Below are 16,313 nucleotides of genomic sequence, written 5' to 3'. Positions count from 1 at the left end.
AATGAAAACAAAGTTGCATACGCAAACAGTTACGTTGTCTATTGATAACCAAGAAGTAACTGTGCCTAAAGGGACTACTATTCTCGAAGCAGCGAAAACGCTAGGTGTTGAAATTCCAACGCTCTGTCATTTAAAGGAATTAGCACCTGATGGTTCTTGTCGGATGTGCGTGGTTGAGGTGGAAGGCGGCCGACGTGGTGGCTTAACAACTGCTTGTACGGCACATTGTCAAGAGGACATGGTTGTGTCAACACATTCTGAAAAAGTTGTTGATTCCAGACGTTTTATTCTTGATTTATTATTGAGTAATCATAAATTAGAATGTTTTTCTTGTGGAAAAAACGGGGATTGTCAATTACAACAGTATGCGCTAGATTATGGGATTGATGCCACTAGCTTTACCGAGGGAAAAAGAATGCCTTGCCATCAAGAAGATACCAGTAATCCATTTTTCTCTTATGATCCAGAAAAGTGTATCATGTGTCGTCGTTGTGCTCGTGTCTGTCAATTGCGGCAGGGAAGAGATGTACTTAGTATTGCTAATCGTGGCTTTGAAACAAAAATGATGCCAAGTTATGGGCAGGCGTTTGATCAATCTATCTGTGAATCATGTGGCAATTGTGTCTCTTCCTGTCCTACAGGAGCGTTAACAGCAAAAGATACGAAAGAGTACCGCAAATGGGAAACCCAGAAAATTCCTACAACTTGTCCACATTGTGGGACAGGCTGTCAGATGAATTTACTCGTTAAAAATAATCGTTTGGTGGGTGTTGAACCCCTGGATGGACCAGCTAATAAAAATTTACTTTGTGTGAAAGGAAAATTTGCTTCATATAAATTTGTTGGGTCAGGAGATCGCTTAACGGAGCCATTAATTAAACGGAATGGCATTTTTGAACCTGCTTCTTGGGAAGAAGCCTTAACGCTTGTTTCGTCAAAATTTAACGAAATTAAAGCAGAAAACGGTCCGGATGCTCTTGCTGGTTTTTCGTGCTCTAGAGCGACAAATGAAGATAATTATGTCTTTCAAAAAATGGTGCGTGCTGCTTTTGGTACCAATAATGTTGATAACTGTGCCCGTGTTTGTCATTCGGCTTCGGTCCATGGTTTAGCCCAAACCTTAGGCTCTGGTGCGATGACTAATCCTATTGCTGATATCACTGAAGATGTCGACATGATTTTATTAGTAGGTTCCAATCCAGAAGAAGCTCATCCAGTTATTGGTGCGCAAATTCGCCAAGCCATCCAAAGAGGAACGCAAGTTGTTGTTGTTGATCCGCGGAAAATTAACTTAGTGAAGGATAGTGCGCTGCATTTACAAGTTCAGGCGGGAACGAATGTCGCATTTGCTAATGGCATGATGCATGTGATTTTGAAAGAAGGTTTAGCAGATCGCCATTTTATTGAAGAACGGACAGAAGGATTTTTAGATTTAGAAAAAATGGTGGCTGATTATACGCCGGAAAAAGTCGCAGAAATTTGTCATATTCATCCAGAAGATTTAATTCAAGCAGCACGCATGTATGCAAAAGCAGAGAAAGCACCAATCATTTATTGTTTAGGCGTAACGGAACATTCGACAGGAACTGAGGGTGTTATGAGTATGTCTAATTTGGCAATGTTGGTTGGTAAAGTTGGAAAACCAGGCTGTGGTGTCAATCCTTTGCGAGGTCAAAATAATGTTCAAGGTGCTTGCGATATGGGCTGTATGCCTTATGATTTCCCAGGCTATCAAAAAGTCAATAATCCAGAAGTAATCGACAAATTTGAAAAAGCTTGGCATGTGCCGTTAAATCGAAACACAGGTTTAACTTCTACTAAAGTCTTGCCAGCAGCAACGGCAGGAAACGTCAAAGGCCTTTATATTTTTGGAGAAGATCCAATTGTTACGGATCCAGACACAGGACATGTTCGTCAAGCTTTAGAAAGTTTAGACTTTTTAGTTGTTCAAGAATTATTTATGACCGAAACGGCTGCTTATGCAGATGTCGTTTTACCAGGCATCAGTTATGCAGAAAAAGACGGGACATTTACAAATACAGAACGGCGCGTGCAAAGAGTCCGTAAAGCTGTTGAACCAAGGGGACAAGCGCGAGAAGACTATGAAATTTTTTGTGAAGTCATGACACGGATGGGCTATCCTTGTGCGTATGAATCTGCAAAAGAAATTATGAAAGAAATTTCAGCTGTGACGCCTTCGTTTGGTGGAATTAATTATGAACGATTAGAGAAGGAGAGCTTACAATGGCCTTGTCGGAGCTTGACAGATCCAGGTACGCCGATTATGCATGTGGGCAGTTTTGCTCGTGGGAAAGGTTTATTTAAAGCAATTCCGTATAAGCAAGCACAAGAATTACCAGATGAAGAGTACCCGTATTTAATGTCGACAGGCCGAATGCTTTACCATTACAATACCCGAGCAATGACAGGACGAACGGAAGGGATTAACCAAATAGCGAATCACTCTTATATTGAGATAAATGCCGTCGATGCACAAGCTCTGGGAATCCAAGAAGGTGACAAAGTTGAAGTTCATTCTCGACGTGGCAAAATTGAAACCTATGCGGCTGTCGGAAATCGAGTATTTCCGCAAGAAGTCTTTATGACATTCCATTTTCCAGATGGGAATGTTAACGAAATCACCAATGCTGTATTTGATGATATCGCCACAATTCCTGAATATAAAGTTTGTGCCGTTGCGATTAAACCAGTGAATAAATAAAAAAGGATGGTTAAAACATGATCGAGTTGGAAGAAGCACGAGAGAAAATGACCCAACATATGAAGAGTCAATGTGAAACAGAAGAAGTGGCGCTGCTTGATTCCTTGGGGCGGATTAGCGGAGAAACCATTTTTGCAGAGACAGCGATTCCTCATTTTCCTCGTGCCGGGATGGATGGGTATGCCGTTCGTGCAGTAGAAACACGAGGTGCGACTGCTGAAAGCCCAAGTTGTTTAAAAGTCGTCGGTTCTTTAGTGGCAGGGGATTCCATGTTTTATTGTAATCAGACGAATAACTGTGCGATTAAAATAACGACAGGTGCTTTTATTCCAACCGATTTTGATGCTGTAGTGCCACAAGAATGGACGGATTTTGGGCAGGACCATGTTAAAATTTTTCGCTCTGTCACTGCGGGCCAAAACTATGCGGAAATTGGAGAAGATATTGCTTTTCAGCAAAAAATTTTAGCAAAACATCAACAGATTAATAGTCGCATGATTGGTCTGTTGGCAATGCAAGGGATTGATAAAGTTGTTGTATTGAAGCGCATGAAGGTGGGGATTTTAGCGACGGGTAGTGAGTTAGTTTCTTTGGAAGAACCGCTGTCAGTTGGGAAAATTTATAATAGTAATCTCTACATGTTAGCAGCTTTTGTCAAAGCGAGTGGCAATGAAGTAATCCACCTAGACCATTGTTCAGATGACCCTGAAGAATTAGCGAAGAGGCTGATTGAGATTTCACCAAAACTTGATTTATTAATTACTTGTGGTGGTGTTTCGGTAGGTGAAAAGGACAATTTACCTTTAGCGATTAAACGTATCGGAGGAACAGAGTTGTTTCATTTTGTAAATATGAAACCTGGAACCCCAGTTATGGGAAGTCAATTTCAAGAAACACTCATTTTAAGCGTTTCAGGCAATCCGTTTGCGGCAATGGTTAATTTACATCTTTTTTACTGGACATTATTAGCTACTTTTTTTAATTGTGTCGAGTTAAATCTAAAGGAACGAACAGTAATTTTAGCGCATGAATTAGCCCCCAGTAGACTACGTCGATTTTACCGAGCGAAAGAAATAGATGGCAAAGTAAATTTAGTGACAAAAAGTCATCTTTCATCCAATTTATCAAATACTTTAGAAACAAATTGCTTACTAGAACAACCAGCTGGTGTACTACTCAAAAAAGGCGCGCTTGTAAAAGTCTATTATTGGCAAACTTGATGACAACCTGACCTAAGATTAGTATGAAAGTAAGAGCCTGGAACAAAAATCACTTTGAATTTTTGTTCCAGGCTTAAAAATTGATAAACGGCGGGAACAGAACCAACACTACGCGTTGCTCCGATCTCAACAACTTCTAAGGTGTTTTCTCGACATGCGTCTCGTCACAGTACAGCCTTCAAAAGAGCTACAGCTCTAAGAGTTGCGATGTTTCACTGTGAAGCATGAACAGATGAAATCATCGTACCTACTTGGTGAAGGTCCTTCGGAAATAAGCACTTCTGTCCCGACCTCTTATTGCTTATCAAGTTTTAAGACTTAGACAAAAGTCTGGTCAGGCTAAGCGAAGCACGTAATTTTTGTCGCTTAACTTTTTTAACTTCGATTTCTCGCTAAAAAAAATTGTGGATGCCAGATTGTTTTTTTGATGCAAGAGTGATACACTTGAAAAAGAAGTATTGTGTAAACGTTAACAAATGTCAAATGTGAGGTGGAGAAATGGTTCAAAGTAAGGAATTTACGCACTTGAATACACAAGGAGAAGTGCATATGGTTGATATTTCGGAAAAAAATGACACTGAAAGAACAGCCCTCGCTTATGGAGAAATTCACATGTTGGAAGCGACAGCAGAAGCGATCCAGACCCAAATGATTAAAAAAGGTGAAGTATTACAGGTAGCAAGAGTCGCTGGGATTACCGCCGCAAAACGAACGTTTGAATGGATTCCTTTGTGTCATTTGGTTGCTTTGACAAAGTGTGAAATTCAGTTTGATTGGCGCAATCAAACTTGTTTAGAAGTACGTTGCTTTACAAAAACAGTGGGTTCAACTGGCGTTGAAATGGAAGCGCTAACAGGTGTGCAGGCAGCACTCTTAACAATTTATGACATGTGTAAAGCAATTGATCGAGGAATGACAATGACAAACATTGGTTTATTAGAGAAAAATGGTGGACGTAGTGGTCATTTCATTCGTTCTTCAATTAAATCAAAGGAAAGTGATGAGTGAACAGCATGAAAGATGCATTTAACCGTGAAATTGATTATGTTCGTTTGTCTTTAACAGATCGTTGTGACTTACGTTGCACGTATTGCATGCCAGCAACAGGTCTTTGCTTTTTAAAAAAAGAGCAGCTTCTAACAGATGATGAGATTATTTTTTTACTGAGGATATTAGCGAAAGAAGGCATCAAAAAAGTTAAATTAACAGGTGGTGAACCGCTTGTTAGACCAAATTTACTCTCTTTAATTAAAAGGATAAAGCAAATCTCAGGCATCGAAAAAGTAACCCTAACGACTAATGGCATGAAGTTAGCTCGTGAGGCTCAAGGGTTAAAAGAGGTGGGCTTGGACGGCATTAATATTAGCTTAGACACTTTGGATCCAGAAGAATTTCGAGAAATAACAAGAGTTGGTCAGTTAAGGAATGTTCTGGCGGGCTTAGAACAAGCGATTGATGTGGGATTACCTAATATCAAAATTAATACTGTAGCTAGGAAAGAGCTAAGTGAAGCAACAATTGTAGAACTGGCTGAAATCGCTAAGAAAGAGACTGTGCATCTTCGTTTCATTGAAATGATGCCAATTGGATTAGGGAAGGAGCATCCAGGTAAGCAACAAGAAGAAGTAGAAGACATTTTAACCAAACATTATGGAACGTTACAACCATACCAAAAACCATTGGGCAATGGCCCTGCTAGTTATTACGCCTTAAAAGATTTTAAAGGAAAAATAGGTTTTATTAGTGCATTAGGGCATTGTTTTTGCGAGACGTGCAATCGAATTCGAATTACTGCAGACGGCCATTTAAAAACGTGCCTGCATTCTGCAGACGGCTACTCGTTAAAGGAAGCTTTAGCTAAGGAACAAACAGCAGAATTGTTAGGGATTATCAAGAGTGGCATTGCCTGTAAGCCTGAAAAACATCTTTTCTTGGAACAACAAGGAGAACAACGATTTATGTCACAAATAGGAGGGTAAGTATGAAAACAGGAGAAATTATTGCAATAAATATTAGCCCACGAAGAGGCACACAGAAAAAGGAAATTCCTGAAGTCAACTTAATTAAAGGTTTCGGATTAGAAAATGATGCGCACGGCGGGAATTGGCATCGACAAGTCAGTTTGTTATCTTTTGAAGAAATAACGGCTTTCAATGAAAAAGGAGCTCGGGTTGGCAATGGTGCTTTCGGGGAAAACATAATCGTCTCAGGGATTGATTTACGTCAATTACCTGTTGGAACGAAAATGAAAATAGGCGATTCCGAATTGGTGGTTACTCAAATTGGGAAAGAGTGCCATAAACACTGTCAGATTTATGCGCGAGTGGGCGATTGCATCATGCCTAGAGAAGGAATCTTTGCAGTTGTTGTGACAGAAGGTCATATTAAAAAAGGAGACCAGTTAGACGTTGTTTAAAGTGGGCATTGTAACATTAAGTGATCGTTGCTTTCAAGGACTTGCTGTCGACCAATCGGGTTCCTTGATTCGTGAACAGTTACCTGCGCTCTACCAGGTAACCAAACAAACCATTTTACCAGATGAAGAAAATCAATTAGTAGAGCTATTGCAAGAGTGGTCTAATACCTGTGATTTGATTTTAACGACAGGCGGCACAGGGTTGAGTGAACGGGATCGGACCCCAGAAGCTACCTTACGTGTAGCAGAGCGAATCATTCCTGGGATCAGTGAGGGCTTGCGTCAACTTAGCTTGGAAAAAACACCATTTGCTATGTTAAGTCGAGGCGTTTCTGTTCAAAGAGGACGCACGCTCATTGTTAATTTGCCTGGTAGTCCAAAAAGTGTAACAGAACATTTGCATTTTTTGTTGCCTGTTTTGCCCCACGCTTTGGATTTAATCACAAATAAAAAAATCATACATGATGAGGAATAAACCATGAAAACAATTCGAACAGAAGAGGCAGTTGGCCTTCCGTTGAGTCATGATATTACGCGAATTGACTATGGAAAGACCAAGGAAGTGTGTTTTAAAAAAGGACATATAGTTGTTCAAGAAGATATTCCAATTCTTTTATCATTAGGGAAAAAACATCTGTTTGTTTCCTTGGATCCAGCAGAAATACATGAAGAAGAGGCAGCGACATTTTTGTATAACCTGTTAACAGATGACTCATGTCAGCCGAGTGAAGTCCATGAAGGAAAAATTGTTGCTAAAGCTAGCACGAGAGGTCTTTTAAAAGTCAATCGAGAAAAATTAATTGCTTTAAATGAAATTGAAGGTCTTGCCTTGTCAACTAAAATTACCAATATAGAAGTTCAGAAAGATGAAAAAGTTGCAGCCTTTCGAGTGATTCCACTAACAATTTCTAAAAGCCAATTAGAAAAGGCATGCCAGTTCAGCACGTCTGAGCCACTAATCTCTGTGAAACCTTTCAAAAAAATACGGGTCGGGATTGTAACTACTGGCAGTGAAGTTTACACAGGATTGGTTGAGGATGCTTTTTACCCTGTGTTAAAAGCCAAGTTCTCCGCGTATCCTTTAGTTACGATTGTCAAGCAAGAAATTGTCGATGATCAGCCGCAAAAAATTACTGTTGCAATCAAAAAGATGTTAGCACAAGGGCTTGATCTGATTGTTTGTACAGGTGGTATGAGTGTAGATCCTGATGATTTGACACCGTTAGCAATTAAGCAGACAGGTGCTGAAATCGTAACCCATGGGACACCAGTCTTACCAGGCTCAATGTTTTTGCTGGCTTATAAAGGAGAGCAAACGATCATTGGCTTACCAGGTGGTGTTTTATTTTCAGAAAAAACGGTTTTTGATTTGTTGTTACCAAGATTAATGGCCAAAGAAGTGATTAAAAAATCTGAAATTATTGACTTGAGTTATGGCGGGTATTTATAAAAGAAAAGAGGCGTTCAAATGTCTAAACAAAAAAAGACTGTGTTCTTGCTTAGTTTATTCAGTTTAGTTGCCCTAATTGCTGCATGTACAAATCAGCCGCAAAAAGAAACAGTTTCAACAAAAAAAGAAGAAATAACCCTTGCGGCAGCAGCTAGCTTAGAATCAGTCATGGAAAAGAAAATTATTCCAGCCTTTGAAAAAGAGCATCCAGATATTCAGGTAACTGGAACCTATGATAGTTCTGGAAAATTACAGATGCAAATTGAAAAAGGCCTAAAAGCCGATGTATTTTTCTCGGCTTCGACAAAACAAATGAATGCATTGGTTGCAGAAAAACTAATTAATAAGAAAAGTGTCGTTCCTTTATTGGAAAACCAGCTTGTTCTTATTGTGCCTAACCAAGATCAAGCAAAGTGGCATGATTTTTCTGATTTAAAAAAAGCCCAAATGATAGCAATTGGTGATCCTGCGAGTGTTCCAGCTGGTCAATATGCCGAAGAAGGCTTAAAAGCTTTAGGCGCTTGGTCTTATGTAGAAAAACACGCAAGCTTTGGCACGAATGTAACAGAAGTCCTTGAATGGGTAGCTAATGCAAGTGCAGAAGCTGGCTTAGTTTATGCGACAGATGCAGCAACCAATTCAAAAGTAGCGATTGTTGCGGCCATGCCTGAAGCTGCTTTGAAGAAGCCAATCATCTATCCAGTTGGTAAAGTTGCCGCCTCTAAGAAACAAAAATCAGCGGATGCTTTTTTAAATTTTTTACAGAGTCAACAATGCAGAAAATATTTTGAAAATATTGGCTTTAAGTTAACAAAGTAGGTGGGAAAATGGATGTTCGACCAATTCTTTTATCTTTTCAGACAGCAATAATCGCCATTTTATTTACTTTTATTTTAGGAACAGGCGTTGCATATATTGTTTTTCGTTTGAAAAATCGTAAATTAAAAATTCTTTTGAATAGTTTATTTACGTTGCCATTAGTTTTACCGCCGACTGTTTTTGGTTTTTTTCTCTTAACTATTTTTGGTGTTCAGCAACCAGTGGGCCAGTTTTTACTTGATTTTTTTGCCATTCAAGTTGTTTTTTCGTGGCCAGCTACGGTTATTGCTGCCGTTGCTGTTTCATTTCCTTTAATGTATCGTTCAGCCTTAACGGCGTTTGAACAAATGGATAGTGAATTGTTGGCGGTAGCCCAGACACTCGGATTTTCGGAAAGTCGATATTTTAGAAAAATTGCGTTACCTTTGTCGATGAACGGTCTCTTGGCCGGTGGCGTGTTAGCCTTTGCCCGTGGGTTAGGCGAATTTGGAGCGACGACAATGTTAGCAGGGAATATTGCTGGCAAAACAAGAACGCTTCCTTTAGCTATCTACTCTGCTGTAGCAAGTGGGGATTGGCGCTTAGCCAATCAATATGTTGTGATTATGTTATTACTTTGCCTGATTATTTTATTTTTTACGGAATTTTTTAGTCAGCGCGCTTGGAGAAGATCGGAATGAGATTAATTGTTGATATTCAAAAAGAATTGAAAAGTCATACTTTGCAAATTCAGTTTGAAACAAAGACGCAAACAACAGGAATTTTAGGTGCTTCTGGTTGTGGCAAGAGTATGTTATTAAAATGTATTGCGGGTGTTGAGACTGCGGATAAAGGTCAGATTGTTTTAAATGATCAAGTCTTATTCGATGCTGAAAAAAAGATCAATTTGTCGCCGCAACAACGAAAAATTGGTCTTTTGTTTCAGCAGTATGCGTTGTTTCCTCATTTATCGGTAGTAGAAAATCTCACGTGCGTGACAAAAGATTTACAATTGGTCACTCAATTGCTTGCGTCTTTTCACTTAACTAAAGTCCAACAACAATATCCTAGTCAACTTTCTGGAGGACAAAGACAACGAGTGGCTTTTGCGCGAATGCTAGCGGCTCAGCCGGCTTACCTATTATTAGATGAGCCATTTTCCGCATTAGATGCACCCTTAAAGGAAGAGCTGCAAATTGAACTTCAACAGCGATTAAGTAATTTAAATCAACATGCCTTAATTGTGAGTCATAGTTTAGATGAACTGTATAAGTTATGTCAGAGTTTAGTGATAATCACAAAAAACCAAACACTTTTTGGTGCAACAAATCAATTATTTAACCAACCTCAAACGATTGAAGCAGCTAAACTCACTGGTTGTAAAAATATTTGGCCTGTCAAACGCATAGATGCGCACAGAGTCCAAGTGATTGGCTGGCAACAAACACTAACGGTTACACAAGAAGTTCCTATTTCTTGTCATTCTATTGGTATTCGGGCCCATGATTTCACAACAGAACCGCAGGCAACCAATCAAATCGAAGTGCATCACTTACAAACATTGTCAGCACCTTTTGAACAAAGTGCTTGGTTTCAACACCAACAAACCAAAATTTGGTGGAAAGGGAGCAATAGACTCAATCCGAAAGTTATTACTCAGTTATCCATTCCACCTACAGCAATTATGCCATTATGTCTATAAAATAGAAAAAGATTACGTGAAGCGGTTGACATATGATTGCATCTTCATTTATAATAGATTCATGAAAGGTTATTCATGTAAACGGAATAATCGCTATTATATAGGGAGTGAAGGTGTTTAAATGCAAAAGAGTTATAAACTAGAAGGACTTGATTGTGCAAGTTGTGCAGACAAAATTGAAAAATCTGTCCAAAAAATTCACGGAGTAGAAAAAGCGCGTGTGGACTTCATGGCTGAAAAAATGACACTGGAAGTTGAATCAGGACATGATTTAGAAGTCGAAAATGAAGCGCGTGCAGTGATTGGTAAGTTAGAACCAGATGTCAAAGTTATTTCTTTAAAAGATGTCAAAGAAGAAGAGGGACGTAATCCAAATAAGAATCGCTTAATTCGTATCATTATTGCATTTGTTTTATTTTTAGCACTTATTATCATTAAGCCAAGTAATAATTGGGTTGCTTTGGCGTCTTATTTAGTCGTTTATGTCTTAATTGGTGGCGACATTGTCAAACGAGCGGTAACGAATATTTTTCGTGGGGAAGTGTTTGATGAAAATTTCTTAATGTCTGTGGCAACGATTGGGGCATTCTTTATTGGGGAATATCCCGAAGCTGTGGCAGTAATGTTGTTCTACCAAGTCGGCGAATGGTTCCAAAGTGCTGCGGTTGATCAATCCAGAAAATCAATTGCCAAATTAATGGATATTCGTCCAGATTCAGCAAATCTTTTAGTAAATGGACAAATAAAAGCGGTCGCTCCAGATACAATTGAAATTGGGCAACAAATATTAGTGAAACCAGGTGAAAAAGTTCCATTAGATGGTCAAATTATTGATGGATCAAGTATGGTAGATACCTCTGCGTTGACTGGTGAATCCGTTCCAAGAACGGTCAAAGTCGGCGATGAAATCTTAGGTGGTTTTATCAATAAAAATGGGGCCTTGACCATTAATGTTACGAAAAAATTTGGGGATTCAACAGTTAGCAAAATTTTAGATTTAGTTGAAAATGCTAGCAGTAAAAAAGCCCCTGCAGAAAACTTTATTTCTAAATTTGCTCGTTACTATACACCAGTTGTCGTTGTTTTAGCTGTCTTATTGGCAGTGATTCCACCATTTATTTTCCCTGATACTTCTATTAATGAATGGGTTTATCGGGCATTAACGTTCTTGGTTATTTCTTGTCCATGTGCCTTAGTCATTTCTGTTCCTTTAAGTTTCTTCGGTGGAATTGGCGGAGCCAGCAAACTAGGTGTTTTAATTAAAGGGAGCAACTATTTAGAAATTTTAGCGAATACGGAAACGATTGTTTTTGATAAAACTGGTACGCTAACAAAAGGAAATTTTGTGGTTCAAAACATAACTAGTGTTGTTTTACCTGAAGAAGAGTTGTTGCGTTTAACAGCAACAGCAGAACAATTATCCACTCATCCAATTGCTATTTCTATTAAAGAAAGCTATGGCAAAGAAACTGTTCCAGCAACAGCAATTGAAGAGGTTGCCGGTCACGGTATCAAAGCCACAATTGAAGGCAAAACAGTTTTAGTCGGTAATGCGAAGTTAATGAGACAATTTGGTATCGAAGCACCAGAAGTGAAGGAAGCGGGAACTTTAATTTTTGTCGCTATTGATAATCAATTTGCAGGCTACTTAGTGATTGCGGATCAATTGAAACCAGACGCCATTTCAGCAATAAAAGAATTAAAAGCTGAAGGGGTCAAACAAACTGTTATGCTGACTGGAGACAATCAACAAGTTGCAGAAGCTATTGCAAAAGAAGTTGGTGTTGACAAAGTTTATGCGGAACTTTTACCAGATGGCAAAGTGGATCGTTTAGAAGAGTTGTTAAAAGCATCTTCACCTAAAAACAAAGTTGCCTTTGTTGGTGATGGTATGAATGATGCACCTGTTTTAGCCCGGGCTGATGTTGGGATTGCCATGGGTGGTTTAGGAAGTGACGCGGCAATTGAAGCTGCTGATGTGGTGATTATGAATGATGAACCAAGTCGTATCGCCTCTGCGATTAAATTATCAAGAAAAACATTGAGAATTGTTAAACAAAACATTATCTTTGCGATTGCTGTTAAAATTATTGTTTTGGTACTAGGTGCATTAGGCTTGGCTTCAATGCAAGCAGCAGTGTTTGCTGATGTTGGTGTAACTATTATCGCTGTTTTAAATGCTATGCGTTGTTTACGTGTAGAAAAGATGAAAGATAATAACTAAGCCTTAAAAAGTACAGCTGAAACAAACATTTTTAGCTGATTATCAGAGTTTGAGCGTGGGACAAAAATCACTTTGACTTTTTGTTCCACGCTTTTTCTCCTACACAATTTCTATTCGTTCTTAAATTGCCAGAGTTCTTGTAAAGAAATCTTTAAATTTTTCGCTTTGTGGCATATAATAAGAGAGAATTTGTACGAAAATTGCGCTTCGCTTTTTTTTCATGGTACAATAAGCAAGAATGGATTGATTTACAGGAGGGAACCTCAACATGGCATCAAATGAAAAAACACGATATAAAGCAATCATTGCAGACCATACGTATACAATTATTGGCCAAGAGTCAAAACAACATATGGATTTAGTCACAAAAATTGTCAACGAACAACTGGCGGAAATTAAACATCTTTCTCCGCAAACTGATACGGAACAAGCTTCTGTTTTATTAGCAATTAATGCAATTTCAGATCAACTAAAAAAACAAGAATATGCTTTAAAATTGGAAAAACAAGTAGCAGATTTAAAACAGAAAACCATTCGTTTGGCTGAATTAGAGAATCGTGTGCGCCGAATGGAAATTATCGAAGAAGAAGCACGGGATGTTTTGAAAAAGAATGGACAAGAAGATGTAGAAATTCATAATCATGTGGAAGCCCAACAAATTTTGAATGAAAATCGAAAACAGCAGATTCAAAATAAAGGTGTTTCGGAGTAGTTCCTGAAAGGATGACAAGATGTTAACAATACTTATTTTATTACTTTTAGCCTTTGGATTTTATACAGGAGCTAAACGAGGCTTGATTTTACAAGTGCTCTATTCGGTAGGTTACTTAATTTCATATTTTGTTGCTCGAACCTATTACAAAGAGGTCGCCTCTCATTTAGAATTGTATATTCCATATCCATCGGTTACGCCAACGTCAAAGCTTGTCTTTTTTAATCAAGAGATTTCTTTAGACTTGGACAAAGCCTTTTATTCAGCGGTTGCGTTTTTATTATTGCTGTTTGCAGGCTGGTTGGTCGTTCGTTTTTTAGCTATCTTTTTACATGGATTAACATTTATTCCAGTTTTGAAACAGGTAAATGGACTATTAGGTGGCGTATTAAGTGTTCTTGTGTTATACGTGGGTCTTTTTCTAGTGTTAGCTACGGCGTCAATGATTCCGTCAGATATTGTCCAAAATCAGTTTCGATCAAGTGGCTTGGCACGAGGCATTGTAAAAAATACCCCAATTCTAACAAAACAAGCATATGAATTATGGGTTGAACCAATTACGAAATAAAGCTGAATGGGACTGAGATAGAGATAAGAAGTAAGTGAGCAAAGCGAAACTTCTTATGTTATGTCTCAGTCTTTTCAACAAATGAAAAAGTTAGAAAAGTAGGTGGAAAAATGAATCAGCGTATTCTATCAACATTAGGGTTTGATAAAGTAAAACAACAGTTGTTGCAATTTATTGTGACAGCTCAGGGGACAAACGAAGTTTCGGAATTATTACCGATTGCTGATGAAAATAAAATTCAAGCATGGCTAAATGAAACACAGGATGGTTTAAAAGTTCAACGATTACGTGGTGGAATCCCCATTCCTAAATTAGAAAATATCCAACCACACATGAAACGGATTGAAATTGGTGCGGATTTAAATGGTGTAGAATTAGCACAAGTAGGTCGTGTCTTATCGACTACTTCAGAACTGACTCGTTTTTTTGATGAGTTAAGTGAAAATGAAGTGGATTTTGAACGTTTATATATGTGGCGAGAGCAACTAGAAGTTTTGCCTGAATTAAATCGCCAACTCAAACAAGCCATTGATGATGATGGCTACGTCACAGATGAAGCTTCGCCAGCTTTAAAGGCAATTCGGCAAAATATTCGTCGTAGTGAGCAGACCATTCGAGAAGAACTAGATAGTATTATTCGTGGGAAAAACGCACGTTATCTGAGTGATGCCCTTGTTACTATGCGAAATGAACGCTACGTAATTCCAGTCAAACAAGAATATAAAAATATTTTTGGTGGCGTGGTTCACGACCAAAGTGCTTCAGGACAAACCTTATTTATTGAACCTAAACAAATTTTAGAAATGAATAATCGTTTGCGACAACAACAAATTGCCGAAAGAAATGAGATTACTCGCATCTTGGCAGAACTGTCGGCTGAGTTGGTTCCTTATCGCCGAGAAATTACGCATAATGCTTATGTCATCGGTAAACTTGATTTTATTAATGCTAAGGCGCGACTAGGAAAAGAACTAAAAGCAGTTGTTCCAGAAGTTAGTCAAGCAAATCATGTAGTTTTTAAACAAGCCCGGCACCCACTATTAAATCCAGAAAAAGCTGTAGCCAATGACATTGTGATTGGAGAAGAATATCAAGCAATTGTGATTACAGGGCCTAATACCGGCGGGAAAACCATTACTCTGAAAACGTTAGGTCTTTTACAATTAATGGGTCAAGCTGGATTACCTATTCCAGTTGAAGAAGAAAGTAAAATGGGTATTTTTACAGAAGTATTTGCGGATATCGGGGATGAACAATCGATTGAACAAAGTTTAAGTACTTTCTCTTCACATATGACGAATATCGTGTCTGTCTTAAAGAAAGTCGATCATCAAAGTTTAGTACTATTTGATGAATTAGGTGCTGGGACAGATCCGCAAGAAGGGGCCGCTTTAGCGATTGCCATTTTAGATTCATTGGGTGCTAAAGGAGCCTATGTGATGGCAACAACCCATTATCCTGAATTAAAAGTGTATGGCTATAATCGAGCTGGAACAATCAATGCCAGTATGGAATTTGATGTAGATACCTTGAGTCCAACCTATCGTTTATTAATTGGCGTGCCTGGCCGAAGTAATGCTTTTGAAATTTCGAAACGTCTTGGATTAGACAATAGTATTATTGAGGCTGCAAAACAAATAATGGACGGTGAAAGTCAAGATTTAAATGAAATGATTGAAGACTTGGAAAACCGTCGCAAAATGGCCGAAACTGAATACTTAGAAGCTCGCCACTATGTCGATGAATCGGCAGCTTTGCATAAGGAACTAAAAGAAGCCTATCAAGTATTTTTTGAAGAACGAGAAAAAGAATTACAAAAAGCGCGGAAAGAAGCAAATAAAATTATTGCAGAAGCGGAAGAAAATGCGGAAACCATTATTTCTGATATTCGCAAAATGCAATTGGAAAGTGGCCAACAAGGTGGTGTCAAAGAACATCAGTTAATTGATGCGAAAACACAACTTTCTCGATTACACCATGAAGAAACCAAGCTTGCTAAAAACAAAGTGCTGAAGAAGGCGAAAGAACAGAAAAAATTAAAAGCTGGCGATGAAGTAATTGTCAATACTTACGGCCAACGAGGGACCTTATTAAAAGACAACGGCAAAGGACAATGGCAAGTCCAATTAGGCATTTTAAAAATGAACGTATCTGAAGAGGATATGACGCCTGTCGCTCCACAAAAAGAAGCAAAACCAAGAGTTACAACGGTTCGTTCTGCAGAAAGCAGTCATGTTGGCACACAACTAGACTTACGTGGCAAACGCTACGAAGAAGCATTGGCAGAAGTTGACCAATACATTGATGCTGCGATTCTAGCGGGCTATCCACAAGTAACCATTGTTCACGGCAAAGGAACAGGTGCATTAAGAACCGGAATAACGGAATTTTTAAAAAATCACCGCAGTGTGAAAAGCTATGAATTTGCGCCACAAAACCAAGGTGGTAATGGTGCGACTGTCGTAAAATTCCAATAAACAAGGACTTACAATAAGTAAGCA

14 protein-coding genes are annotated in these 16,313 nt (G+C 38.6%); all 14 read left to right on the top strand.

The window, feature by feature from the left end:
• Position 1 precedes the first annotated feature (1 nt).
• The 14 genes from fdhF (at position 2) to IGK86_RS08370 (ending at position 16,289) form a co-directional block, all read left to right on the top strand.
• Positions 2–2,722, top strand: coding sequence for a formate dehydrogenase subunit alpha (fdhF, locus tag IGK86_RS08435; protein ID WP_104877077.1), 2,721 nt, complete (start codon positions 2–4; stop codon positions 2,720–2,722).
• Positions 2,723–2,739: 17 nt separating this feature from the next.
• On the top strand, positions 2,740–3,942 hold the full coding sequence (locus IGK86_RS08430; RefSeq protein ID WP_010713440.1) for a molybdopterin molybdotransferase MoeA: 1,203 nt from the start codon (positions 2,740–2,742) through the stop codon (positions 3,940–3,942).
• Between the two features lie 498 nt (positions 3,943–4,440).
• Complete coding sequence (gene moaC / locus IGK86_RS08425) at positions 4,441–4,950, top strand: cyclic pyranopterin monophosphate synthase MoaC (RefSeq protein ID WP_002366623.1); 510 nt, start codon at positions 4,441–4,443, stop codon at positions 4,948–4,950.
• Positions 4,947–5,921: a GTP 3',8-cyclase MoaA gene (moaA, locus tag IGK86_RS08420; RefSeq protein WP_080114602.1), complete on the top strand. Its 975-nt coding sequence runs from the start codon at positions 4,947–4,949 to the stop codon at positions 5,919–5,921. Before moaC ends, moaA begins: the two co-directional genes overlap by 4 nt.
• Before the next feature lie 2 nt (positions 5,922–5,923).
• The gene (locus IGK86_RS08415; RefSeq protein ID WP_002357714.1) at positions 5,924–6,358 is read left to right on the top strand and encodes an MOSC domain-containing protein; all 435 of its coding nucleotides are present in this window, start codon (positions 5,924–5,926) and stop codon (positions 6,356–6,358) included.
• Positions 6,351–6,833 carry a MogA/MoaB family molybdenum cofactor biosynthesis protein gene (locus IGK86_RS08410; RefSeq protein WP_016617289.1) on the top strand — a complete coding sequence of 161 codons (483 nt, stop codon included), beginning with the start codon at positions 6,351–6,353 and terminating at the stop codon, positions 6,831–6,833. Before IGK86_RS08415 ends, IGK86_RS08410 begins: the two co-directional genes overlap by 8 nt.
• Before the next feature lie 3 nt (positions 6,834–6,836).
• On the top strand, positions 6,837–7,808 hold the full coding sequence (locus IGK86_RS08405) for a molybdopterin-binding protein (protein WP_010713437.1): 972 nt from the start codon (positions 6,837–6,839) through the stop codon (positions 7,806–7,808).
• 18 nt (positions 7,809–7,826) lie between these two features.
• Complete coding sequence (gene modA, locus IGK86_RS08400) at positions 7,827–8,627, top strand: molybdate ABC transporter substrate-binding protein (protein WP_002357711.1); 801 nt, start codon at positions 7,827–7,829, stop codon at positions 8,625–8,627.
• Between the two features lie 8 nt (positions 8,628–8,635).
• Positions 8,636–9,307: a molybdate ABC transporter permease subunit gene (gene modB, locus IGK86_RS08395; RefSeq protein WP_002360415.1), complete on the top strand. Its 672-nt coding sequence runs from the start codon at positions 8,636–8,638 to the stop codon at positions 9,305–9,307.
• On the top strand, positions 9,304–10,308 hold the full coding sequence (locus IGK86_RS08390) for an ATP-binding cassette domain-containing protein (protein WP_010828773.1): 1,005 nt from the start codon (positions 9,304–9,306) through the stop codon (positions 10,306–10,308). The genes modB and IGK86_RS08390 overlap by 4 nt, the downstream gene beginning before the upstream one ends.
• Positions 10,309–10,429: 121 nt before the next feature.
• The gene (locus tag IGK86_RS08385; RefSeq protein ID WP_002398260.1) at positions 10,430–12,532 is read left to right on the top strand and encodes a heavy metal translocating P-type ATPase; all 2,103 of its coding nucleotides are present in this window, start codon (positions 10,430–10,432) and stop codon (positions 12,530–12,532) included.
• Between the two features lie 268 nt (positions 12,533–12,800).
• Positions 12,801–13,244, top strand: a complete 444-nt coding sequence (gene zapA, locus IGK86_RS08380) for a cell division protein ZapA (RefSeq protein ID WP_002357706.1) — start codon at positions 12,801–12,803, stop codon at positions 13,242–13,244.
• 19 nt (positions 13,245–13,263) lie between these two features.
• Positions 13,264–13,812 carry a CvpA family protein gene (locus tag IGK86_RS08375; protein ID WP_002357705.1) on the top strand — a complete coding sequence of 183 codons (549 nt, stop codon included), beginning with the start codon at positions 13,264–13,266 and terminating at the stop codon, positions 13,810–13,812.
• A 110-nt stretch (positions 13,813–13,922) separates the two neighbouring features.
• Positions 13,923–16,289, top strand: coding sequence for an endonuclease MutS2 (locus IGK86_RS08370; protein ID WP_016617290.1), 2,367 nt, complete (start codon positions 13,923–13,925; stop codon positions 16,287–16,289).
• Positions 16,290–16,313: the final 24 nt, after the last annotated feature.

Origin of the sequence: Enterococcus sp. DIV1206 (assembly GCF_051712485.1) — a bacterium.
GTDB lineage: Bacteria > Bacillota > Bacilli > Lactobacillales > Enterococcaceae > Enterococcus > Enterococcus faecalis.
Note: the sequence above shows the minus strand (reverse complement) of the source record. Positions and strands in the feature narration are given on the sequence as shown.

What these genes read in the sequence shown, in the direction of transcription:
- fdhF (WP_104877077.1), top strand. Translation starts at nt 2, where the DNA reads ATGAAAACAAAGTTGCATACGCAAACAGTTACGTTGTCTATTGATAAC.
- IGK86_RS08430 (WP_010713440.1), top strand. Translation starts at nt 2,740, where the DNA reads ATGATCGAGTTGGAAGAAGCACGAGAGAAAATGACCCAACATATGAAG.
- moaC (WP_002366623.1), top strand. Translation starts at nt 4,441, where the DNA reads ATGGTTCAAAGTAAGGAATTTACGCACTTGAATACACAAGGAGAAGTG.
- IGK86_RS08415 (WP_002357714.1), top strand. Translation starts at nt 5,924, where the DNA reads ATGAAAACAGGAGAAATTATTGCAATAAATATTAGCCCACGAAGAGGC.
- IGK86_RS08405 (WP_010713437.1), top strand. Translation starts at nt 6,837, where the DNA reads ATGAAAACAATTCGAACAGAAGAGGCAGTTGGCCTTCCGTTGAGTCAT.
- modA (WP_002357711.1), top strand. Translation starts at nt 7,827, where the DNA reads ATGTCTAAACAAAAAAAGACTGTGTTCTTGCTTAGTTTATTCAGTTTA.
- modB (WP_002360415.1), top strand. Translation starts at nt 8,636, where the DNA reads ATGGATGTTCGACCAATTCTTTTATCTTTTCAGACAGCAATAATCGCC.
- IGK86_RS08390 (WP_010828773.1), top strand. Translation starts at nt 9,304, where the DNA reads ATGAGATTAATTGTTGATATTCAAAAAGAATTGAAAAGTCATACTTTG.
- IGK86_RS08385 (WP_002398260.1), top strand. Translation starts at nt 10,430, where the DNA reads ATGCAAAAGAGTTATAAACTAGAAGGACTTGATTGTGCAAGTTGTGCA.
- zapA (WP_002357706.1), top strand. Translation starts at nt 12,801, where the DNA reads ATGGCATCAAATGAAAAAACACGATATAAAGCAATCATTGCAGACCAT.
- IGK86_RS08375 (WP_002357705.1), top strand. Translation starts at nt 13,264, where the DNA reads ATGTTAACAATACTTATTTTATTACTTTTAGCCTTTGGATTTTATACA.
- IGK86_RS08370 (WP_016617290.1), top strand. Translation starts at nt 13,923, where the DNA reads ATGAATCAGCGTATTCTATCAACATTAGGGTTTGATAAAGTAAAACAA.